We start from the raw sequence: 22,832 nt of genomic DNA on the forward strand, positions 1-22,832 counted from the left end.
GCGGCTAGACTTTGGCTGCGGCGCGCGTCATGCGCAATGCGATACTGCGCGCGGGGCGGCGATTGCGCCCCGTCATCACGTCGATCGGATCGAGGAACTCACGCGATGAATCAGATCGTCAGCCTTGCGATCTCCGCTGCGCTCGCGAGCGCTTTGCTTGGCGGCTGCGCGGCGCCCGGCCAGCAGCCGGAGTCCGGCGCTCAAACGGCCTGGCACGCCGAAATCCGCCGCACGCAGGACGGCATTCCGCATATCCGAGCGGCCGATTGGGGCAGCCTCGGCTTCGGTTTCGGCTACGCGCAGGCGCAGGACAATCTCTGCACGCTCGCCGATGGCTTCGTCACGTATCGCGGCGAGCGCTCGGCGTATTTCGGCGCGGATGCACGCCCGACGTCGGCGGCGACGTTCGGTCAGCCGCGCAACATCGACGCCGATTTCTTCTTTCGTCTGGTCGGCGATCAGGCGGCCGTCGAGCGTTACCGTGCGGCGCAATCGCCCGAATTGCGCGATCTCATCGACGGCTTCGCGAACGGCTACGACCGCTATCTCGACGACCTCAACGCCGGCAAATTTCCCGAGGCACATGCGGCGTGCCGGGGCAAGCCGTGGGTCGACAAGATCAGCGCCGACGATATCTACCTGCGTCTGATCGCGGCGAATCTCGCGGGCGGCTCGGCGCGTTTCGTGACGCCGATCGCGCTGGCGCATCCGCCGAAACCGGGCGCGGCGGCCCCGCGCGGCGACAACGCCGACGCCGACACCGCGCGGACCGCGCTCGATTCGCTGCGGTTTCCGATCGGCGAAAATCCGGGCATCGGCAGCAATGCGCTCGCGTTCGGCGCGCAGATCACGCGCGACCGGCGCAGCATCCTGTTCGGCAATCCGCACTGGTTCTGGCGCGGCCCGGACCGTTTCTATCAGGCGCAACTGACGATTCCCGGCCAGATGAACGTCGCGGGCGTGTCCTTTCTCGGCGTGCCGCTGATCGTCCTCGGCTTCAACGAAAACATCGCGTGGACGCATACGGTGTCGAGCGCGCGGCGTTTCGGCATCTTTCAGTTGACGCTCGATCCCGCCGATCCGACGCGCTATCTCGTCGATGGCCAGAGCGAAGCGATGACGCCCGTGCCGCTCACCGTGCGCGCGCGCCGCGCCGATGGCACGTATGAGTCCGTGTCGCGCACGCTGTACAGGACGCGCTTCGGGCCGGTCGTCGATCTGTCGGCGATGGCGCAAGGCCTCGGCTGGACCGCGCAAACCGCCTTCGCGATCGCGGACGTGAACGCCGACAACACGCGCGCCTTTCAGAACTTCTTCGCGTGGAATCAGGCGCGCTCGCTCGCCGATTTCATGGCGATCCAGAAGCGCTACGCCGGCATGCCGTGGGTCAACACGTTCGCGATCGGTCGCGACGACGTGCGCGTCTGGTTCGCGGACATCGGCCCGATCCCGAACGTGCCTGACGCGCTCGCGCAATCGTGCACGCCGCCCGCCGGACGCGCGTTCGCGGCCCGCGCGCCGGGCGTGCCGTTCCTCGACGGCTCGAAAAGCGCGTGCGCGTGGCGCGTCGATGCGACGAGCGCGCAGCCGGGCGCGTTGCCGCTGGAGCAACTGCCGAGCGCCGTGCGCGGCGACTACGTCGGCAACTTCAACGACAGCTACTGGCTCACCAATGCGAATGCGCCGATGTCTGGCTATCCGCGTATTGCGGGCGCGGCGCGCGTCGAACAATCGCTGCGCACGCGCTACGGCCATCTGCTCGCGGCGCGTCTGCAGCGCGAACGCGGCGGCGTGACGCGCGAGGCGCTCGAATCGGCGGTGCTCGAGACGCACTCGATGTCCGAGCGGCTGTTCCGCCGGCCGCTGCTCGACGCCGTGTGCACGGTGAACGAAGCGGGCGGGCCGCTGCACGAAGCCTGCGAGGTGTTGCGCAAGTGGAACGGCACGGCGGATATCGACGCGCGCGGCGCGAACCTGTGGGACGAGTTCTGGCAGCGCGCGATGCAGATCGCGCCCGAGCGCCTGTACGAATCCGGCTTCGATCCGAACAAGCCGCTCGCGACGCCGGGCGGCTTCAACATCGACAATCCTGCCGTCGTGCAGGACTTGCGTCAGGCGCTGGGCGGCGCGGCGCTCGCGCTGAAGCTGAACGGCTTCGCGCTCGATTCGCGGCGCGGCGACATCCTCTACACGACGCGCAACGGCGCGCGCGTGCCGCTTTACGGCGGCTGCGACGAAGCGGGCTATTTCACGATCGTCTGCGCGCGGCGTCCGCTCGATCCCGAGGGCTATCCGATGGACTCAAGCGGCCAGGGCGACAGCTACGTGCAAGTCGTCACCTTCGGCGAAAACGGCGTCGAAGCCGACACGATGCTGTCGCACTCCGAATCGGACGATCCGGCATCGCCCCATTCGGGCGACGCGACGCGCGCGTTCGCGGCGAAACGCTGGGCGCGCTTTCCCTTCACCGAACAGTCGATCGACTCCGATCCGGCGGTGACGCGCGTCGTCGTTTCGGGAACGCGCGACGGAGGGCCGGGCGCGCCGAAACGTTGAAAAAAGTCGCGGAAAACGTGCGCGCGCGGCGCGGTGGCGGTCGAACCGCGGGCAAATCCCGTCTATGATGGAAGTTTGCCTCGAAGGGAAACACGGTCATGACTATCGGCGACAGCACGCATCACGACGAAGCAGTACGGCTCGATTCCGTCGCGCTGCGGGATTTCGTGGATCGCAAATGGAATGACGAAATCGTGCCCGCGCTGACGGACTACATCGCCGTGCCCGCGAAAAGCCCGATGTTCGACAGCGACTGGGCGCGTCACGGCTTCATCGAACGCGTGGTCACGGACGCCGTCGACTGGATCAGGACGCAGCCGGTCAAAGGCCTGAAGGTCGAAATCGTCCGCTTGCCGGAGCGCACGCCGGTCATTTTCTTCGAAGCCCCCGCCACGCGCTCGGGCAGCACCGAAACAGTCGTGCTGTATGGCCATTTGGACAAGCAGCCGGAATTCGAAGGCTGGCGCAGCGATCTCGGTCCGTGGACGCCCAAGCTCGAAGACGACAAACTGTACGGCCGCGGCGGCGCCGACGACGGCTACGCGACCTACGCGAGCATCACCGCGCTGGCGGCGCTGGATGCGCAGGGCGTCGAGCGTCCGCGTTGCGTGGGTATCATCGAGACGTGCGAGGAATCGGGCAGCTACGATCTTTTGCCGTATATCGACGCCTTGCGCGACCGGCTCGGCGATGTCGGCCTCGTGATCTGTCTCGATTCGGGCGCGGGCAATTACGATCAGCTCTGGCTCACGACGTCCCTGCGCGGCCTCGTCGCCGGCGATCTCGAAGTGCAGGTGCTGGACGAGGGCATTCACTCGGGCGGCTATGGCGGCATCGCGCCGTCGGCATTTCGAATCTTGCGGCAACTGTTCGAGCGCCTCGAAGATTCGAGCACCGGCAATCTGCTGCCGGAAAGTTTTCATTGCCCGATTCCGATGCTGCGCCGGCGCGAAGCCGAAATGACCGCGCGCATTCTCGGCGACGATGTCTGGAAGAAGCTGCCGTGGGCGTGCGGCGCCGATGGCGGCAGCGTTCTGCCCACGACGACCGATCCGCGCGAGGCACTGCTCAATTCGACCTGGCGGCCGTCGCTCACGGTGACGGGCGCGTCGGGCCTGCCGCCGCTGGCCGATGCCGGCAACGTGCTTGCGCCGCGCACGGCGTTCAAGCTGTCGCTGCGCTTGCCGCCGCTCGTCGACGCTGCCAGTGCGATCGTCCGCCTGCAGCGGCTGCTCGAAATGGATCCGCCGTACAACGCCAAGGTGACGTTCAAGCCCGAAGCGGGCGCGGCGACGGGCTGGAATGCGCCGGATCTCGCGCCGTGGCTGCGCTCGTCGCTTAATGAGGCGTCGAAACGGCACTTCGGCGCGGATGTCGCATACATCGGGCAGGGCGGCACGATTCCGCTGATGAATACGCTCAAGGAAGGCTTCCCGCGCTCGCAATTCATGGTGTGCGGCGTGCTCGGTCCGAGATCGAACGCGCACGGTCCGAACGAATTTCTGCACGTGCCGTACGCGAAGAAGCTGACGGCGTCGGTGGCCGAGGTCATCGCGGCAGCGCCCTGAGGCCGGGCGGCCGAACTTCTGTCTGGAGAAAGCCCGGTTCGTCCGGGCTTTTTTTCGGCCGATTTCAGCGATTTCGTAAAAACAAAGTGGTAAGGCCAGTTGATCGTCTGTAAAGTGATAATCCGCGCGCATCTCGAAAAGCAGAGCGCGAGCCATCAACTATGGAGACGAGTGTCGCAATGAATGCATCCCCCACGTCCACCCCATCCGCCACTGAACGGCGCATCGCCGCCGACACGCTGCACGCGTACGTCCGCGCCATCTGGGAGTCGGCCGGCAGCGCGCCGCGCGAGGCGGAACTGGTCGCGGATCACCTCGTGATGTCGAACCTTTCGGGCCACGATTCCCACGGCGTCGGCATGATCCCGCGCTATGTCGCGTCGCTCTCCGAAGGTCAGTTGCAGCTCAACACGCACGCCGAAATCGTGCGCGATGCGGGCGCGGTGCTGACCGTCGACGGCCGCAAGGGCTTCGGTCAGGTCGTCGCCTACGAGGCGATGGAGCACGGCATCGAGCGCGCGAAGAAGCTCGGCGTATGCGCGGTCGGCTTGCGCAACGCGCACCACATCGGGCGTATCGGCCACTGGGCGGAACAGTGCGCGAAGGCCGGACTCGTATCGTTCCACTTCGTGAACGTGGCGGGCGATCCGCTCGTCGCGCCCTTCGGCGGCATCGACCGGCGCTTCGGCACGAATCCGTTCTGCGCGGCCTATCCGCGCGACGGCAAGAGCCCGCTCGTGCTCGATTTCGCGACGGCGGGCATCGCGTACGGCAAGACGCGCGTCGCCTACAACAAGGGCGTAAAGGTCGCGCCGGGCATGTTGCTCGATCATGAGGGCAAGCCGACGATCGAGCCGAAGGTGATGCACGAGGAGCCGTTCGGCTCGCTCACCGCGTTCGGCCTGCACAAGGGTTCGGGCCTGGCCGCGCTGTGCGAGATCTTCGGCGGCGCGCTCTCGGGCGGCTACACGACGCACGAAGAGACGCTGGAGAAATCGAGTGCGATCATCAACTGCATGACTTCGGTGATCGTCGATCCGAACGCGTTCGATGCGCCCGCCGCGCAAGCAGAGGCCGAAGCGTTCCTCGAATGGATGAAGGCGTCGCCGCGCGCGGAAGGCGTCGATGCGATCTACGCGCCAGGCGAGCCGGAAGAGGCGCGTCGTGCGGACCGCGGCGCGAACGGCATCGCAATCGATCCGACGACGTGGCAGCAAATCCGCGATTCGGCGACGAAATCGGGCATGCCGGAAGCGGAAATCGAAAAGTTCGCGGCGGCGCTGCAGTAATTGCGTGAAGCGGTAGGCGCGGCAAATTGGTCAAGCCAATTTGCCGCGCGAACTTCACTCAAGCAGTCAATCCCGTTTCGATCCATTCGACCACCGACGTGCGCGACGGCTGCCAGCCCAGAATCTCGCGGGCGCGCTTGCTGCGCACGCGGCTGTTCGAGCCGAGGCCGTACGAAGCCATCTCGTAGCCCCATTCCTTGATCGCTTCTTCGAGCGGCCAGTCTTCCGGCCCGCGCAGATCGAGCGCCTTCGCCATCGCGACGGTCATGTCGCGGAATTGCGCCTCGCCGCTTTCGACGAAGTAGAACGTGCCCGCAGGCGACTTTTCGAGCGCGAGCCGATAGATGGTCACGACATCGTCGATATGCACGTTCGACCAGATGTTGAGGCCACGCCCCACATGGCGCACGATGCCGCTCTTGCGCGCCTGTCGTTCCAGACGCGGCAACTGCACGCTCGCGGTATCGCGCACCGCGCCGTGGCCGTAGATCAGCGTGTTGCAGAGCACCGTCGAGCGCACGCCACGCTTGGCGGCGTCGAGCACGAGATTGTCGATCGCTACGCGCGGCGCCTTGTCGGGCGTCGGCTCCGGCAGGTCGTCCTCGGTATAGATCTTCTCCGATGCCTCGCCGCCCGATGCGTCACCGACGATGCTCGATCCGCTCGTATGCAGGAACGGCTTGTTCGTGCCTTCGAGCGCGCCGATCAGCGTTTCGACCGCGCCGCGATGATCGCTGCTCGCCGCGTTGATGACGGCATCGGCCGCGTGCGCTTCGGCGGCGAGCAAGGCCGCGTCGTCGAGACTGCCGATCACCGGTTCGATGTTCAGGCGTTTCAGTTCGTCGGCCTGTTCCGCGCGACGGATGAGGCCGCGCACGCGATGTCCGTCCCGCGCGAGTCCCGCCGCGATCGAGCCGCCGATGAAACCGCCCGCGCCCGTGATGAAAACGTCCATGTTCTTGCTCCGTTGAATGTTCAAACTGCGATGAACACAGTATGAGCCGCTTCGACTTTCGCAAAAACGGTGATAGTCTCAAATGAAACTTGACTCGGAATCAATAATCCGAGGCCATCCACCCAACGCGACCGACGATGCCACCGATCGAACTCATCAACGCTCCGGGCCTGCCGATTCCCGCCGGACACTACAGCCACGCGACGCGCGCCGGCAATCTCGTCTGCGTTTCGGGTCAATTGCCGATGCGCGCGGACGGCACGCATACCGGCGATCTCCCGTTCGACGAGCAGGCCGAACAGACGCTTTCGAATCTGCGCACCGTGCTCGAAGCCGCGGGTGCGAGCCTCGCGGATTGCATCGAGGTGACGGTGTATCTCGTCGGCGTCGAACACTGGAAAGCGTTCAACGAGATCTACGCGCGTCACTTCGGCGCCTGGAAACCGGCACGCGCCGTCGTGCCGGTCGGCGCGCTGCACTACGGCTATCTGCTGGAAATTTCCGCGCGAGCGTGGGTCGAACGCGTCTAGCCGTTACGCGAGATCGAGCGATTTTGTCAGGTCGCCGAGCGGCGCCTGACCGCTTGCGGCGAACGCGCGATCCCGCGCGGCCACGCCGTCCAGCGGCGCGAGATCGTGCACGCGCGAGATGAAGCGCAGGATCGAGTTCGTGTCATACACGGTGTGATCGACGTAGCCCTTCTTCGCGAACGGCGAAATCACGAGCGCCGGGATGCGCGAACCGGGCCCCCAGCGATCGCCCTTCGGCGGCGAGACGTGGTCCCACCAGCCGCCGTTTTCGTCGACGGTGACGATCACCACGGTGTTCTCCCATTGCGGCCCGCGCCTCAGACGCTCGATCACGTTCGAAATATGCCGATCGCCCGAAGCGACATCCGCATAGCCTGCGTGCATGTTGAGATTGCCCTGGGGCTTGTAGAACGTGACGGCAGGAAGGCGGCCCGCGTCGATGTCCGCGAGCAGCTTGTTCGTCGACGGATCGTCGCCAAGTCCCGCGTCGCGCAAATGCTGCGCCCGTGCGGCCGTGCCCGGCGCAAACTTGGCGAAGTAATTGAACGGTTGATGGTGGTACTGGAAGTCCGGCACCGCGCCGGTGTCCCGATGTTCCAGTGCGTACTGCCACGCGCCGCTGTACCACGCCCAATCGACGTTCTTGTCCGACAGGCGGTCGCCGATCGTCGCGTACGTCTGCGGCGGCAATACCAGCGCGTTCGAGCGGTCCGCATAGCGCGAGTCGCCGCCTTGCGGAGGCGGCACGTTGCTCGGCTGATACGGCGGGAACATGGTGTTGACGGCGTATCCGTCCGCCGTGAGCGCGCCGTCGCGCACGTACTTCGGCGGGCCCTCGAGCGCGGATTTGGGCGAATCCGGGGCGAGCTTCAGGCGCGAACCGGCAGGATCGTCGCCTTCGACGACCGCGAGCAGCTTCGCAGCCGGGCTGCCTTTGACATCGGGATAGAAGGGCGCCTGCGCGGAAATGAGGAAGATGTGGTTCAGCCAGGAGCCGCCGAACGCCGACATGAAGAAGTTGTCGCAGAGCGTGTATTGCTGCGCGAGCCCCCAAAGTTTCAGCGTTTCGGGTGAGTTTTGGTAGTGCCCCATGACGAGGCCGCCCGAATCGCCCCACGCCGCGAACTGGTTGTTGCGCCCTGCGTTGATCTGCATCTGATTCTGATAGAACCGATGCACGAGATCGCGCGTGATGACGGAATTGGGCAGCGGCGCACCGTGCGCGTCTGCGATCTGGAAGGGCGCGTTGCGCAGATCGATGATCTGCTGCTCGGTGATCGCGTAGCGCTTGCCGTCGACTTCCTGCGCCTGCGGCACAAGCCCGCCCCAGATTTTCGGCAGCGTGGGCATGGGCGTGACGCCATCGCGATCGAGTTGCGTGTAGTGCGATGCCGGCACCGCCGACAGCGGATATTGCACGCCCGGATAGTTGCCGTAGAGATTCGTGAAGCTGCGGTTTTCCGCGTAAATCACGACGATGTGCTGCACTTTCGCGGCGAGCGTGCGGTCGAGTGCGATATCGGCGGCAGTTTTCGGGGTGGTCGGCTTGTTTTCGAACAGATTGCACCCGCCGAGCGACAGCCCCGCCAGGCCCACGCCCGCCGCGAGAAGCCGCCGCCGCGCGGGGTCGGCGGGTGCGTCGCCTGCTGGCGTATCGTTGCCGGAAGGAAGCTCGTGCTGCGGATGATCGTTTTCATTCATCGCCTGACTCCTCGTGAATATGCGGCCCACGCCCGTTGACGCACGCTGCATGATCGACGCCGAAAGATGACGCGCCCGTTACCGGCGCCCCGACTTGAACCGCTCTGCGTGCGGCTCAACTGAGTGGGGATGATGCCGCATCGTCCCGCCGCGGGAAACCCGGCCGAACGACATAGGCAAAAAACAGGAATATCGTACGAATCGGCCTATGTCTTTTGGCCGACTGGAAAGAGCGAACGACCGTGACTAACATCAACTGAACACGAGCTTTGCTCCGACGAGAACGAGCGTCGCGGCGAGAACGTGACGGAGTAACGCTTCCGGCGCCTTGGTCGACAGCATGCTGCCAAGGGCGATGCCGGGAATCGAGCCCACGAGGAGCGAGGCGAGCAAGGACCAGTCGACTGAGCCGAGCATCCAATGGCCAGTGCCGGCAATCAGCGTGAGCGGCACCGCGTGAGCCACGTCCGAGCCGACGATGCGCGCCGTCGCTAGACGCGGATACAGCAGCAGAAGTACAGTCACGCCGATTGCGCCTGCGCCCACGGAAGTGATCGAGACCAGCAGGCCGAGAATCGCGCCGGTGAAGACGGTCCACGCGGCGGTACGCGTCGGGTGTTCGGGGCGGCCATGTCCCTTTTTGTAGGCAAGGCGCGCGAGTTGCGGCCGGAAGATCAGCGAAACCGCCGTGATGAGGAGCGCGGTGCCGAGTATCAGCTGGATGAGCCGCGCGGTGCCCGGCGCTGTCAAACCGTGTTCGTGCAGAAAGTAGAGTGTGATGGCCGCAGCGGGCACGCTGCCCGCCGCGAGACGGCCGGTGATGCGCCAGTCGACCGAACCCTTGATGCCGTGCACGAGCGTGCCGGCCGTCTTGGTCGCGGTGGCATACAGCAGATCGGTGCCGACGGCGGTCGCCGGATGTATGCCGAACAGCAGGACGAGCAGCGGGGTCATCAGGGAGCCGCCGCCGACGCCCGTCAGGCCGACCAGGAAACCCACTGCGAGACCTGAGGCAGAATAAAGTAAGTCGATATGCGGAAATGACATGCCGGACGCCCGCAACCCTTGCTGGGCGGGGCTGTTTAACGTTCATCCAAAATTTGTCCGAATCGCGACTCTTGGCTTCGGACATCCTTGTACGACTCGGTCATCGCGGCCGACCGACGCCCGAAAATTGCCCGGGCAAAATCCTTTCCTTTTTCCTGCAAACGGAGGCGCGCCGAGAGCGGTCGGATTTCGTGAGAACCTTTCGGCGTCGCGGCTTAGGGTGTCCCGACTTCGCGCGCGTCCGCGAAGTACTCTTTCAGCGATCGGAGCCCAAACGCTGCGCCGGCCTTCTAATGAAACCGTGCGCCTCCCGGCAGACGCCTTTTCGCGCTGGCCGGACAAAAGGGCTAAGAGCATAGCACTCTTCAGCTATGGCTCGCGGAGCCTATGCCGAACTGACCAGCCTGGCCGGCCTAGACCGCAGTTGGGCTTGCGCGTTGTCCCGATTCGATCGAGAACACGCGCGCGATTGCCGGAATGCGTCGAAGCAGGAAAACGAACCCGACGGCTAACGCCATTTCCGAAGCAGCGAAGACGAACCACGGCGTGGTCGGCGCGAACAGCCACTGAGCAAAAAGATTGAGGGGATAGTTGAACGCGAATATGGGCAGCGTGTTTTTACCGAGAAAACTGAGTGCGCGCGACGTCGCGGTGAGCCGGGCTAACCTGGCCAATGCCCATATCCCACATATTCATGCGAGGAGGAACAGCGCTGGATTACCGATAGTCTCGCCGGCGAGGTTCGCTGCTTTGGGATTCCACAGCGAAGCGATGATCCATCCGAGCGCGCAAAGTGGCAGCGTCCAAGCGGGAAAACGCCTGCCGTCCAGCATTTTGGATTCGGCTGCAACGAAACCCAGGTGGAAATAAAAGAGCGCGACAAAAGCGATCTTGATGTTCCAGGGTGAGAAGCCTTTCACGAAGGCCATTAACGTGCAGCCGACGACCAATGATGCGGCGATCACGACATGCACAACGTGTCGCGCGTACCGGATCAACGCCGCGTACATGGCTTCGGTGCAGAACAGGCAAGTTAGAAACCAGAGCGGCGTGCAATAGAAAGTAAGATTCGATCGAGGTATGGAATACGCCGTACCCCCGAGTTGCACGAAGAATTGGGAGAGACTGGTTGTATTCCCAAATAGAATCGACGGGAAGATCGCGATTGCGGCGGCGACTGCGTACGGCATCAGAAGGCGTCGGGAATTCCGGCGCATTACCTCTAGCGGACCTCTCTTGCCGTTGAAAAGGTATCCAGACAGAAAAAAGAACAGAGGCATATGACACGAGTAAATGACTCGGAAGAGCCACTCTGGCAAACCAATGGCGTGTCCAAGGACAACAAGAACGATCCCGATCCCTCGGGCTGCGTCGATTGTTCTGTTGCGCAAATCCACCTCTGAGTTCGCTCAAAAAGCGCAATTTTAGCCCAAGCCATTGCCACATAAGGCCGAGAGGCTTATGGTCCGACATATCGAGATGACATTGCGCGCGGAGAACGCGTCAGGCGTGGGCGGGTCGAAAGGCTGTCGATGACAGCGGGTAAGCGCCCCCGAACGCCTCGCGAAACCCTTCAGATTACTTTCAGGAAGGTGCAATGAACACACAGGAACAGCAACAGCAGCAACAACAGCAGATGCAGGTGTCGCAATCGAAGCTGCCGGACGAGGCGTTCATCCCGACGGAGCACCCGAACATACCGAGCGAACGCCAGTTCGTGCTGAAGTCGGGCAACACGTTCGCCGTCTACGATGCGAACGGCGATATCCGCGGCGACGACGACGGCCTCTTCGTCAACGACACGCGCGTGCTGTCGGAGCTCGTGCTGACGTTCGGCGGACGCGCGCCGTCGCTGCTTTCGGGCAGCGTATCGAGCGACAACGCCGTCTTTACCGCGCACCTGACCAACCGCCCGCTGCCGCCCATCGGCGGAGCACGCACGCCGGAAGGCGTAATCCACGTCGAACGCAAGCGCGTGCTGTCGGGGCATGTGCTGCACGAGAGCATCGTGCTGACGAACTACGGCACGGAGCCGTCCACCGTGCCGCTGTCGATCTCCTTCAAGGCCGACTTCCTCGACATGTTCGAGGTTCGCGGCGCGATACGTGGCAAGCGCGGGGCTTTGCGTCCGCCGGTCGTCGAGAACGGCGAGGTCGTGTTGCGCTATGTCGGCCTCGACGAGGTGGAGCGCACGGCGCGCATCCAGTTCACGCCCGCGCCGGACGTGCTTTCGCCCACCCGCGCCGACTACGCGCTGCATATCCAGTCCGAAACGGCCATTTCCGTGTATCTCTCGGTGACGGCCGTGACGCACGCGCTCTCGGACGCCAGCGAGCAAAGCAAGCGCAACGCCGCGGAAGCGGCCGAATGCGCGCCCGAATCGGGCCGTCCCGCGATCCGCGACGCGCTCGTGGAGGCGCATCGCCGCATGCGCGACCGGCGCCGCGCGAGCGCGCGCGTGCGTTCCAGCAATCCGCTCTTCAGCGAATGGATCGACCGTTCGCTCGCCGATCTCGGGCTGCTCACCACCGATCTCGAAACCGGCCCTTATCCGTACGCTGGCATTCCGTGGTTCTCGACGGCGTTCGGCCGCGACGCGATCATCACGTCGCTGCAAATGCTCTGGCTGCATCCGACGCTCGCGCGCGGCGTGCTGCGCTTCCTCGCCGCGAATCAGGCGCGTGAAGACTCCGCTTTCCGCGATGCCGAAATCGGCAAGATCATGCACGAGACGCGCAAGAGCGAGATGGCGGCAACCGGCGAAGTGCCGTTCGCGCTCTATTACGGCGGCGTCGACAGCACGCCGCTCTTCATCGTGCTGGCGGGCGCATACGCGGAACGCACCGGTGACACCGCCCTGATCGATGAAATCTGGCCGGCGCTGCAGCTCGCGGCGCAATGGGTCGCGCGCCATTGCGACAAGAATCCGCACGGTCTGCTCGACTACCAGCGCGCATCCGAGCACGGTCTGGCGAATCAGGGGTGGAAGGACAGCCAGGATTCGGTCTTCCACGCGGACGGCAAGTTTCCGATCGGCCCGATCTCGCTCGTCGAAGTCCAGGGTTACGCATCGACCGCGTTTTCCACGATGGCGCGTCTCGCCCGCGAGCGCGGACAAGGCGAGAACGCAAGCGAGTTCGAGCGGCGTGCGCGTCACATTCGCGAGCGTGTCGAAGAGATGTACTGGATGCCGGAGATGGATTTTTACGGCATTGCGCTCGATGGCAAGGGCGAGCTATGCCGCGTGCTGTCGTCGAATGCGGGGCATCTGCTCGCGTTCGATCTCGTCGAACGCGAACGCGGCGAGGCTGTCGCCAAGCAACTCGAATCGGCGCTCTTTCACACGGGCTGGGGCGTGCGGACGCTTGCGGCGGGGCAGCCGCGCTTCAATCCGATGTCGTATCACAACGGCTCGGTATGGCCGCACGACACCGCGCTGTGCGCACGCGGCCTCGCGCGCTACGGCGATCGCGGCGCGGCCGTGGGACTGCTGCAGTCGCTGTTCGAAGCCGCCGTCACGTTCGACATGCGTCTGCCGGAGCTTTTCTGCGGATTCACGCGCCAACGCGGCGAACGGCCGATCGCCTATCCGGTCGCGTGTCTGCCGCAGGCGTGGGCGGCGGGCGCGCCTTTCATGATTCTGGAAGCGTGTCTCGGCGTGACCGTCGACGCCGTCAAGGAAGAAGTGCGTATCGACCGGCCGGAGTTGCCCGAAGGCATCGACTGGCTCGAAATCGGCGATCTGCGACTCGGCGACAAGACCGCGACGATCACGTTCCGGCGCGTCGGCGGGCAGGTCATTCCGTCCGTCGAAGGCGACGTCAGGGTCGTGGCCGTTCTGTAACGTCGACGACGCACGGCGCCGACCAAGCGCCGTGCGACCGGTCCGCGCTTATACCGCGACGCTGCCCACGTAATTTTCGGCGAGCGCAGTGGCGGCCGCGCGCGATGTCGTCACATGTTCGAGTTCGGCCACCTGCAGGCGCTGCTCGAACGGCGACGTATCGTCCAGCTTGTGCAGCATGCGCGTCATCCACCACGAGAAATGCTCGGCGCGCCAGACGCGCTTCAATGCCGTTTCCGTATAGTGGCTGAGCTTCTCGCCGTTGCCTTCCTGATAGAAATCGAGAAGCGCGGCGTTCAGTACGCGCACGTCCGACACGGCGAGGTTCAGGCCCTTCGCGCCTGTCGGCGGCACGATATGCGCTGCGTCGCCCGCGAGGAACAGCTTGCCCGACTGCATCGGCGTGGACACGAAGCTGCGCATCCCGACGATGTTCTTCTGGAAGATCTTGCCTTCGGTGATCTGCCAGCCATCGGCGGTATCGACGCGTGCGTGCAGTTCGGCCCAGATGCGGTCGTCGGACCAGGCATCGACCGTATCTTTCGGATCGCACTGGAAGTACATGCGCTGCACGCCCGGCGAGCGCGTGCTGATGAGCGCGAATCCGCGATCGTGCCGCGCGTAGATGAGTTCATCGGAGGAGGGCGGCGCTTCGACCAAAATGCCGAACCAGCCAAACGGATAGATGCGCTGATAATCCTGCCGCACCGCTTCGGGAATCGACTGTCGCGAAACGCCCTGCGAACCGTCGCAGCCGATGATGAAGTCGCATTCGAGTTCTTCGTCGCGGCCTTCGTGCTGATACTTGATGCGCGGCTTGCGATCGCTGCCATCCTGAAAGTCGTGCAGCGACACATTCGACACGTTGAACTTCAGCTCGCCGTTCGCCGCGAGCCGCGCCGCGACCAGATCCTTGATGACTTCGTGCTGCGCGTAGACCGTGATTGAGTGACCTGTGAGCTCGGTCAGCGCGATACGGCGGCGCTGGCCTTCGAACGCGAGCTCGAAACCGTGGTGCAGCGCGCCTTCGGCCTGCATGCGCGCGCCGAGACCGGCCTGAGTGAGCGTGTCCATCGTGCCTTGTTCGAGCACGCCGGCGCGAATCGTCGATTCGATGTCGTTCTGGCTGCGCGCTTCGAGCACGACCGATTCGATGCCGCGCAAATGAAGCAGGTGCGAGAGAAGAAGCCCGGCCGGGCCCGCGCCGACGATGCCGACTTGAGTACGCATGATTGTCTCCGTGAGGCAGTGGTGATGTTGTGCGTACAGTGTCGGCAGAGCGGCCTTATGCCGCAACGCGATAGGGAGGATAAGAACTATCTGATTCGGAGATAAAGCCCCTAAAACGCGGGAAAATCGCCTGAAATACGGGTAAATCCCTAGCCGGCGCGGGCCGGTCGCCCGCGCCGGACGGCCTTACTCCGCCGCTTCCTCCTTCAACTGATTACGCCGATATTCGCCCTGGCGCGTGAGCATCCAGCCGGGATATTCCGACGGCAACTGGCTCACCTCATCGAGCGCGGCGAGTTCGTCTCCGTTGAGACGCACGTTGGTCGCCGCGATGTTGTCGTCGAGCTGCTCGATCCGTTTCGCGCCGATGATCACGCTCGACACGACCTTCTGATGCAGCAGCCAGGCAAGGGCGATCTGCGCGACCGATACACCCTTGGATTCCGCGATGCGGCGCATCACGTCGACGCAGTCGTACGCGCGTTCGACATTGACCGGCGGGAAGTCGAACTTGGTGCGCCGGCTGCCTTCTTCCTTGCCGCCTTCGCGCGTGAACTTGCCCGAAAGCAGGCCGCCCGCGAGCGGACTCCAGACCATCAGCCCGACGTTCTCGCTTTGCAGCAGCGGCACGATTTCGCGTTCCAGATCGCGGCCAGCGACCGTGTAATACGCCTGAAGCGACTCGAAACGCGCAAGACCGAGACGCTCGGAAATACCGAGCGCCTTCATGATCTGCCACGCCGCCCAGTTCGAAACGCCGATGTAACGCACGTGTCCATGCTGCACGAGATTATCGAGCGCGCGCAGCGTTTCCTCGATCGGCGTCGCCGGATCGAAACCGTGAATCTGGTACAGATCGACGTGATCGAGCTGCAGCCGCTTCAGACTCGCCTTCACGCCATCGATGATGTGATAGCGCGACGCGCCGCGCGAATTCACGCCCTTAGTGCCGGTCTCGCCAAGGATTTTCGTCGCGATGACCACGTTTTCGCGCGGCACGTTGAGGTTCTTCAGCGCCTGGCCGGTGATGATTTCGGATCGGCCGTCGGCGTAGACGTCGGCGGTGTCGATGAAATTGATGCCCGCATCGAGCGAACGGCCGATCAGCTTGTCGGCTTCCGCCTGCTGCAACTGACCGATGTTGTCCCAGATTCCGCCCGTTCCGCCGCCGAAGGTCATCGTGCCCAAGCACAGCTCCGAGACGAAAAGACCGGTGTTGCCGAATTTCCTGTAACGCATGGTTGCTCCCGAGTGACTGGAATGGCGCGGCATCGCACGACCTTCACGACAGGGTCCGCGCCGGCAATGCAGTATCGTCCCGGCGCGCGGCGGGTTCATAGCCTGATCCTGTTCAATCCTTGCCTGTTCCTGCAAACGCTGGGGGCGCGCGCGAGCAATCACGCGCTCGCGCGAGTAAGCTAACCAGACTTCTCCCATCTTGAAAATGGTCCGCAAACCATGGCTCTGAACGACACGCCCGGCTTCGCCGGAAAAGAAAGTCATGACCAGCCGAAAGAAACGCGTCATGACGCCGCGCTGGATCAGGCGCGCCTCGATCTCGTCGCGCTGCTCGACCGTTTCACCATCGGTTGCGAAGGCTCGGTCGAGACGCCGGTGCCGGGGCTGTTCCTGCATCGGATCATGAATCCGGGCGGGCCGAAGCACGGCATCCAGACGCCCGCGCTCGCGCTCATCGCGCAGGGCAGCAAGCGCCTCATGGTCGGCGACGAGGTCTATATCTACGATCCGATGCACTATCTGGTGTCGTCGGTGGATCTGCCGGTGTGCGGGCAGGTGTCGGTGGCGAGCGAGTCCGAGCCGTATCTCGGCATGCGGCTCGATCTCGATGTCGACGAAATCACGTCGCTGATCCAGGACGAAAGCCTGCCGCCCGCGACGCAGACCGACGCCTCGCGCGGCCTCTACGTGAACCGCCTCGGCAACTCGATGCTCGATGCCGTGTTGCGCCTTTTGCGGCTCGTCGACACGCCCGAGGACGTGCCGATCCTCGCGCCGCTCGTGAAGCGCGAAATCCTGTATCGCCTGCTGATGAACGGCTCCGGCGCGCGTCTGCGGCAGATCGCGCTGCAGGACAGCCAGACGCAGCGCATCGCGAAGGCCATCCAGTTGCTGCGCCAGCATTTCGACCAGCCGCTGCGCGTGGAGGACATCGCGCGGGACGTGCACATGAGCGTGTCTTCGCTGCATCATCATTTCAAGGCGGTGACGGCGATGAGCCCGCTGCAATACCAGAAGCAGCTGCGGCTTCAGGAGGCGCGCCGCCTGATGATGCTCGATATCGTCGATGCCGCCACCGCCGCGCATCGCGTGGGCTATGAAAGCGCATCGCAGTTCAGCCGCGAGTACAGCCGGCTTTTCGGTGCGCCGCCGTTGCGCGACACCCGCCGCTGGCGCGACGCGACGGCCGCCGCCGCGGGGGCCTGAGCACCGAAATTTCAACGAAGCACTGGCCGAGCGCGCGCGAATGGTCTTGAATGGATTGCCGACAGGCGATGCGACGGCGCTGCCGCATCGATTTATTTCATCGTCCGCGGAATAGTGCAGCGCTTCCGAACGTTCTACGGAGACTTCTACAACAAGGAAGATGAAATGAAGAAGCGTATCCAGATGTTCGTCGCTGCCGCAACCGTCGCTACCGCTTTTGCTTCGCTCGCGTCGTCCGCGCATGCTGCGGCGCCGAAAGAATCGAACGGCATGTTCGTCGATGAAAACGGCATGACGCTCTACACCTTCGACAAGGACACGAAAGGCGGCCCGAGCGCGTGCAGCGGCGGCTGTGCGCAGGCCTGGCCCGCCGCGATGGCGAGCGACTCCGACAAGCCGAGCGGGAAATGGACCATGGAATCCGCCGACGGCGGCAAACAGTGGGCCTATGACGGCAAGCGCGTCTATCGCTTCGCGAAGGACACGAAGCCCGGCGACAAGAACGGGGACAATTTCCGCGATGTCTGGCACGTCGTGAAGCCCTGAGCGCCTTCGCATCGATGCGGGCTCGCGGAATAAATCGGCGAGTCCGCCAGTCTTTCAATCAACAGGTAACGACCATGAAACGATCGATCGGCGTGACGGCGCTCCTGATCGCGCTCGGGCTCGCGCTCGGCACAGCGGGCTGCGCGAGCGGTACGCAAAGTGCGCCGCCTTCTTCTGGCGCGCCGAGCGGACCTGCCGGCGGAGGCAGCTACTGATGGCGAACGCCTCCGGCTCGCCCCGCACGCAAGAGGACGCACGGTTTTGAGCTTCGAGAGCGATCTTCTCGCGCATCTGCCGCAGTTGCGCCGCTACGCGCGCGCGCTGACGGGCGATCGCGCCTGGGCCGACGATCTCGTGCAGGACGCGACCGAGCGCGCGCTCAATCGCGCCCGGTCGTTTCATGCGGGCACGAATTTGCGCGCGTGGCTGTTCACGATCATGCGCAATCTGTATATCGACCAGTTGCGCGGTCGCCGCGATATCGCCGTCGACGACGAAAGCGCGCCCTGGCGGCAGATGGCCGCGCCGCGCGGGGAAGTCGACGGCCTCGTGCTGCGCGACGTGCAGCGTGCGCTGTACTGTCTGCCGGTCGAGCAGCGCGAAGTGATGCTGCTCGTGTGTGTCGAGGAAATGAGTTATCAGGAGGCGTCCGTGGTGTTGAATGTGCCGACCGGAACCGTGATGTCGCGCTTGTCGAGAGCGCGGGAGCACATGCGCGTTCTGCTCGGCGAGGAATCGGGCCGCAAGGCGTCGCCTTCGTCGCTGAAAGTGGTGAGCCGCTCATGACCAATCAAGACCGTCCATCCGAAGGCGGCGACCGTATGGGGCCGCCCAAACCCGATCGCGATCTGCAGGCGCTGTCCGCCTTTATCGACGACGAACTTCCCGGCAATGAGCGCGATGCCGTGGCCGAACGCGTCGCGGGCGATCCCGCGAGCGAGGCGACCGTCGCCGCGTATCGTGCGCAGGACAATGCGTTGCGCGCGCTCTTCGCCGATCAGAGCGAGCCGCAGATCGTGCGTCTGCGGCCGCGCTCGCGCGAGCGTTATCTGATCGCGGCAGGCTTCATGGCCGTCGGGGTCGCGTGCGGATTCCTGTTGCAGATGCTCCTTCCCGCGCTCGGCGACAAGCCGCGCTTCGCGGAACGCGCGGATATCGCGTATGCCGTGTACGCGCCCGAGCAGCGGCACGCGGTGGAAGTGGCGGCGTCGCAGCAAGATCATCTCGTCACCTGGCTCTCGAAACGGCTGAATCGCGCGGTGACGATTCCGTCGCTGGCCGAGTACGGATTTCAGCTCGTCGGCGGACGCCTGTTGCCGGACGAAGAGGGTCCGGCCGCGCAGTTCATGTATCAGAACGCGGCGGGCGAGCGCCTCACGCTCTACATGACGACCGCCACGATCAGGCGCAACGACAGCAAGATCCGCACGCTGAAGGACGGACAACGCACCACGTTCTATTGGGCGTGGAATCGCGTCGGCTATGCGCTTTCGGGGCAGATCGGCGAGGAAAAGCTGCAGGCAATCGCCTATGACACCTGCAAGGAGCTGGGCGGCGATCCGAAGAACTGGTGAGCCGGGAATCCATAAAAAGGCCGCAACGATGCGTGATCGTTGCGGCCTTTCTCATGCGCGATCGTGCTTATCGATAGCGATGCGGCGGAGGCGGCGCGACATGGTGATGATGGCGTTCCCATTCCTGACGCTGCCAGTAACGATGACCGTCCCAGTAGCGCTCGCCATGCCAGCCGACCGTCACGCGATGCGTGGGACCGTGATGGACGTCCGCCGACGCCGCGTTTGCGAGACCCATGCCCAGCGCGGCGGCAAGGGAAGCGATCAACAGGCTTTTCTTCGTCTTGTTCATGATGTGTGCTCCTTGGTCGTTTGCCTGGTGGTGAAACCGCGAGTCGATTGGTCGCAGTTCGGCCCAACTTTGGCGTGTGGTTCAGGACCGGCTTATCAACGGTAGTAATCGTGATGATGGTGATAACCGCCACCGTCCGGCACGACGATGCAGCCCGATAGCGCGCTACCCAACAACACGCTCAACGCTGCAAGGATCGCTAGTTTCTTCATGGGTTTCTCCGTGTGAATCCATGGAGACCAATTTAGCGGTTCGCAAAATGACAAGCCGTGTTCGTTTGTAAGCAAACGTGTAATCTGAAATATTCGCGACGGGCGTCTACAAGCTCCGTCGTGCGCCGTTGTACGGCGATGCAGGACGCGCTATTCTGAACTCCGATTCGAAATGTCGGAGTGAACATGTCTCACATCAGCACGGGCGTCGAGTACGCGCTGCACTGCATGCTGTATCTCGCGGAGCCGCCACACGGCGTGCGCGAGGCGAGCGTGCGCGATCTGGCGGAATTGCAGGGCGTGCCTGCGGAATACGTCGCGAAGCTCTTCACGAAGCTGCACAAGGCGGGACTCGTCGTCGCGACGGAAGGGGCGCGCGGAGGTTTCGCGCTCGCGCGTCCGTCGAAGGAAATCAGCGTGCTCGATGTCGTCGACGCAATCGACGGCGACAAGCCTCTCTTCGAATGCAGGGAGATTCGCGCGCGCTGCGCCGTGTTCGGCGACGACGCGCCGCCTTGGGCGACGAGCGGCGTATGCGCGGTTCACGCGGTGATGAAGAACGCCGAAAAGCGCATGCGTGAAGCGCTCGCGGCGGATCGGCTGGCGGATCTCGCCGGGCGCATGCATGCGAAAGCGCCGCGCACGTTCGGGCCGCAGGTCGTCAAATGGCTCGGCGGGCGCACGGACCAGCGCCGCGCGGCCAAGCGCTGAAAGACTTTAGCGGACGATCTTCGGCTTCATGTTCGGCGTGAGCGATACGCCGACCACATGTCCGGCGCGCACGCCGCAGCGGCTATCTACGCGCGTCCATTGCTCCTTGCCGCGCGCCTTCGCGAACGCGCGCATCACGATGACCTGATCGACCGGAATCGGGTTGCCGACACTGAAGATCGTAGTATCGTCGTCGATCTTCGCGGAGAGCACGCGGCGGTCGGGCACGATGAGCGTGTCGTACTTCGGCGCGTTCTCCACCCAGCGATCGAATGCGGCGACACATTGCGCGACGGCATCCGGTACGTGAAGCCTCGTCAGATACGAATAATCCTCGGGCACGTCCGGCGTTTCCTGCGCCTGGACGAGCTGAAACATCGACGCCGACAAAGCGAGCGCGGCCAGGGCGGGAGCAAGAATGTTCTTCATGCGATGGGCGATGAAAAGGGCGTTCGGAGATGTTCGGGCAGAGCGCGGATCGCCGGAGCACGGATCGCGTGAATGGCGCTGAACGTGCGGTGCGCGCGCCTGCGCAGGAATGGCGCGAAGTATACCGTGTGACGTTTTGTGACGTCGAGCGATTCGCGCAGGTCGAATGCCGATCGAAAGCCTCGCCCGCAGCGATGTATCCTTTGATGCCGATAAACACGCGAACGAGGTGCCCAATGAAAGCGGTGCGATGGTCGCAACAAGACGGCTCAGGGCTCGAGCATCTCGTTCTCGATGAGACGCGCGATGGCATCGTGATCGAAAGCGCGGTCGTGGGCGAAGACGAAGCGCGTGCCTTCGGTCTCGTGTATCGCATCGAATGCGATGCGCGCTGGCAAGTGACGCGGCTCGCGCTGAAGCTCGCGGGCGGCGCATCGCTCGATCTGCATCGCAGGGACGGCGACAACGGCGACGCGCACGCATGGACCGATGCGAACGGCGAGCCGCTCGAGGCGCTGCGCGGCTGTATCGACGTGGACATCACCGCGACGCCTTTCACCAACACGCTGCCCATCCGCCGCCTGAAACTCGAACGCGGCGAACGGCGCGTGATTCGCGTCGCCTATGTGCGCGTGCCCGAGCTCGGCGTGAGCGCGGTGGAGCAGGCTTATACGTGCATCGAGCCGGATTGTCGCTATCGTTACGAAGGGCTCGACACGGGCTTCACGGCGGATATCACCGTCGACGAAGACGGCCTCGTGATCGACTATCCCGGCCTCTTCACGCGCATCCGGCGATAATACGCAGACATTCGCCTCAACCGATTTCCACTATGACCGACACGACTTCCCCCCGGCTCACGAGCCTGTCCCACGGCGGCGGCTGCGGCTGCAAGATCGCGCCCGGCGTGCTCGCCGACCTGCTCAAACGCGCGACGCCGCTGCCCGCGTTCCCGAATCTTCTGGTCGGCAACGACACCGCCGACGATGCCGCCGTCTACAAGCTCAACGACGAGCAGGCGATCGTCGCGACGACGGACTTCTTCATGCCGATCGTCGACGATCCATTCGACTTCGGCCGCATCGCCGCGACCAACGCGCTCTCCGACGTCTACGCGATGGGCGGCAAGCCGATTCTCGCGCTCGCGCTCGTCGGCATGCCGATCAACGTGCTGCCGCATGAAGTCATCGCGCAAGTGCTGAAGGGCGGCGAAGCGGTGTGCGCGGAAGCGGGCATTCCGGTGGCGGGCGGCCATTCGATCGATTCCGTCGAGCCGATCTACGGGCTTGCGGCGCTCGGCATCGTGCATCCGTCGCGCGTGAAGCGCAACGCGGCCGCGCGCCCGGGCGACGTGCTCGTGCTCGGCAAGCCGCTCGGCGTCGGCGTGCTGTCGGCGGCGCTGAAGAAGGACAAGCTCGACGCGGCGGGCTACAGGGCGATGATCGACGCGACCACCAAGCTCAATCGTCCCGGCGCGGAACTGGCGCAACTCGACGGCGTGCACGCGCTCACCGATGTCACCGGTTTCGGCCTGCTCGGTCACACGCTCGAACTCGCGCGCGGCGCGCAACTGACGGCGCGCATCCGTTACGCCGATCTGCCGTGGCTGCCGCAGGTGCGCGAATTCGTGCGCGCGGGCATCTACACGGGCGCGTCGGGACGCAACTGGAGCGCGTATGGCGACGACATCTCGTTGAACGTCGAAGGCAAGGAAGGTGAGGAGGCCCGCGCCTTGCTGACCGATCCGCAGACCTCGGGCGGCCTGCTCGTGTCGTGCGCCCCGCATGCCGTGAACGACGTGCTCGCGATCTTCCGCGCGGACGGCTTTCACGACGCGACGATCATCGGCGAAATGGTGGACGGCCGGGGCCACGTCGACGTCAGCTAAACAAACTCGAAACGC

The 22,832-nt window shown here is 64.3% G+C and carries 21 protein-coding genes; 13 read left to right on the top strand and 8 right to left on the bottom strand.

Features of this window, described 5'->3' with window-relative positions; all coding sequences use genetic code 11:
• Positions 1-105 precede the first annotated feature (105 nt).
• From NCR93_RS16920 to NCR93_RS16930, 3 genes are all read left to right on the top strand, one after another.
• A complete protein-coding gene (locus NCR93_RS16920; RefSeq protein ID WP_175979318.1) occupies positions 106-2,556 on the top strand; it encodes a penicillin acylase family protein in 2,451 nt (816 codons plus the stop codon).
• Between the two features lie 98 nt (positions 2,557-2,654).
• Complete coding sequence (locus tag NCR93_RS16925; protein ID WP_175979319.1) at positions 2,655-4,124, top strand: M20 family metallopeptidase; 1,470 nt, start codon at positions 2,655-2,657, stop codon at positions 4,122-4,124.
• Positions 4,125-4,303: 179 nt separating this feature from the next.
• On the top strand, positions 4,304-5,413 hold the full coding sequence (locus NCR93_RS16930) for a malate/lactate/ureidoglycolate dehydrogenase (protein WP_008353401.1): 1,110 nt from the start codon (positions 4,304-4,306) through the stop codon (positions 5,411-5,413).
• A gap of 58 nt (positions 5,414-5,471) precedes the next feature.
• Here NCR93_RS16930 and NCR93_RS16935 read toward each other — a convergent pair whose 3' ends face one another.
• On the bottom strand, positions 5,472-6,368 hold the full coding sequence (locus NCR93_RS16935) for an NAD-dependent epimerase/dehydratase family protein (RefSeq protein ID WP_175979320.1): 897 nt from the start codon (positions 6,366-6,368) through the stop codon (positions 5,472-5,474).
• A 137-nt stretch (positions 6,369-6,505) separates the two neighbouring features.
• Between NCR93_RS16935 and NCR93_RS16940 the strand changes: the two genes are divergently transcribed.
• Positions 6,506-6,898 (top strand): RidA family protein, encoded by a 393-nt coding sequence (locus NCR93_RS16940; protein WP_008353398.1) that lies wholly within the window; start codon positions 6,506-6,508, stop codon positions 6,896-6,898.
• Positions 6,899-6,901: 3 nt separating this feature from the next.
• Here NCR93_RS16940 and NCR93_RS16945 read toward each other — a convergent pair whose 3' ends face one another.
• From NCR93_RS16945 to NCR93_RS16955, 3 genes are all read right to left on the bottom strand, one after another.
• Positions 6,902-8,599 carry an acid phosphatase gene (locus NCR93_RS16945; RefSeq protein ID WP_175979321.1) on the bottom strand — a complete coding sequence of 566 codons (1,698 nt, stop codon included), beginning with the start codon at positions 8,597-8,599 and terminating at the stop codon, positions 6,902-6,904.
• 252 nt (positions 8,600-8,851) lie between these two features.
• Entirely contained in the window at positions 8,852-9,646 is a 795-nt protein-coding gene (locus NCR93_RS16950; protein ID WP_175979322.1) for a sulfite exporter TauE/SafE family protein, read from the bottom strand.
• A gap of 692 nt (positions 9,647-10,338) precedes the next feature.
• Complete coding sequence (locus NCR93_RS16955; RefSeq protein ID WP_175979323.1) at positions 10,339-11,043, bottom strand: acyltransferase family protein; 705 nt, start codon at positions 11,041-11,043, stop codon at positions 10,339-10,341.
• 239 nt (positions 11,044-11,282) lie between these two features.
• Between NCR93_RS16955 and NCR93_RS16960 the strand changes: the two genes are divergently transcribed.
• A complete protein-coding gene (locus NCR93_RS16960) occupies positions 11,283-13,490 on the top strand; it encodes an amylo-alpha-1,6-glucosidase (RefSeq protein WP_235366214.1) in 2,208 nt (735 codons plus the stop codon).
• Positions 13,491-13,538: 48 nt separating this feature from the next.
• Here the strand turns inward: NCR93_RS16960 and NCR93_RS16965 are convergent, their stop codons facing one another.
• Both NCR93_RS16965 and NCR93_RS16970 read right to left on the bottom strand, forming a co-directional pair.
• The gene (locus tag NCR93_RS16965; protein WP_175979325.1) at positions 13,539-14,720 is read right to left on the bottom strand and encodes a 4-hydroxybenzoate 3-monooxygenase; all 1,182 of its coding nucleotides are present in this window, start codon (positions 14,718-14,720) and stop codon (positions 13,539-13,541) included.
• A gap of 186 nt (positions 14,721-14,906) precedes the next feature.
• A complete protein-coding gene (locus NCR93_RS16970; protein WP_175979326.1) occupies positions 14,907-15,959 on the bottom strand; it encodes an aldo/keto reductase in 1,053 nt (350 codons plus the stop codon).
• Positions 15,960-16,178: 219 nt separating this feature from the next.
• Between NCR93_RS16970 and NCR93_RS16975 the strand changes: the two genes are divergently transcribed.
• From NCR93_RS16975 to NCR93_RS16995, 5 genes are all read left to right on the top strand, one after another.
• Positions 16,179-17,165, top strand: coding sequence for an AraC family transcriptional regulator (locus tag NCR93_RS16975; protein WP_008353388.1), 987 nt, complete (start codon positions 16,179-16,181; stop codon positions 17,163-17,165).
• A 165-nt stretch (positions 17,166-17,330) separates the two neighbouring features.
• Positions 17,331-17,711 carry a COG4315 family predicted lipoprotein gene (locus NCR93_RS16980; RefSeq protein WP_033536167.1) on the top strand — a complete coding sequence of 127 codons (381 nt, stop codon included), beginning with the start codon at positions 17,331-17,333 and terminating at the stop codon, positions 17,709-17,711.
• 74 nt (positions 17,712-17,785) lie between these two features.
• Positions 17,786-17,926, top strand: coding sequence for a hypothetical protein (locus NCR93_RS16985; RefSeq protein WP_160172887.1), 141 nt, complete (start codon positions 17,786-17,788; stop codon positions 17,924-17,926).
• Positions 17,927-17,972: 46 nt separating this feature from the next.
• The gene (locus NCR93_RS16990; RefSeq protein WP_008353386.1) at positions 17,973-18,497 is read left to right on the top strand and encodes an RNA polymerase sigma factor; all 525 of its coding nucleotides are present in this window, start codon (positions 17,973-17,975) and stop codon (positions 18,495-18,497) included.
• Positions 18,494-19,285, top strand: coding sequence for an anti-sigma factor family protein (locus tag NCR93_RS16995; protein ID WP_175979328.1), 792 nt, complete (start codon positions 18,494-18,496; stop codon positions 19,283-19,285). The genes NCR93_RS16990 and NCR93_RS16995 overlap by 4 nt, the downstream gene beginning before the upstream one ends.
• A gap of 67 nt (positions 19,286-19,352) precedes the next feature.
• Here the strand turns inward: NCR93_RS16995 and NCR93_RS17000 are convergent, their stop codons facing one another.
• Positions 19,353-19,577, bottom strand: a complete 225-nt coding sequence (locus tag NCR93_RS17000; RefSeq protein ID WP_008353384.1) for a hypothetical protein — start codon at positions 19,575-19,577, stop codon at positions 19,353-19,355.
• Between the two features lie 398 nt (positions 19,578-19,975).
• On the opposite strand from NCR93_RS17000, the gene NCR93_RS17005 reads away from it, so the two are divergent.
• Positions 19,976-20,500 (top strand): RrF2 family transcriptional regulator, encoded by a 525-nt coding sequence (locus NCR93_RS17005; protein WP_175979329.1) that lies wholly within the window; start codon positions 19,976-19,978, stop codon positions 20,498-20,500.
• A gap of 6 nt (positions 20,501-20,506) precedes the next feature.
• Here NCR93_RS17005 and NCR93_RS17010 read toward each other — a convergent pair whose 3' ends face one another.
• Positions 20,507-20,929, bottom strand: a complete 423-nt coding sequence (locus NCR93_RS17010) for a BspC domain-containing protein (protein WP_008353380.1) — start codon at positions 20,927-20,929, stop codon at positions 20,507-20,509.
• A gap of 236 nt (positions 20,930-21,165) precedes the next feature.
• On the opposite strand from NCR93_RS17010, the gene NCR93_RS17015 reads away from it, so the two are divergent.
• Entirely contained in the window at positions 21,166-21,729 is a 564-nt protein-coding gene (locus NCR93_RS17015; RefSeq protein WP_175979330.1) for a putative glycolipid-binding domain-containing protein, read from the top strand.
• A 32-nt stretch (positions 21,730-21,761) separates the two neighbouring features.
• A complete protein-coding gene (gene selD / locus NCR93_RS17020) occupies positions 21,762-22,817 on the top strand; it encodes a selenide, water dikinase SelD (protein ID WP_175979331.1) in 1,056 nt (351 codons plus the stop codon).
• Positions 22,818-22,832: the final 15 nt, after the last annotated feature.

Source organism: Caballeronia sp. ATUFL_F1_KS39 (genome assembly GCF_023630985.1).
Taxonomy (GTDB): domain Bacteria; phylum Pseudomonadota; class Gammaproteobacteria; order Burkholderiales; family Burkholderiaceae; genus Caballeronia; species Caballeronia zhejiangensis.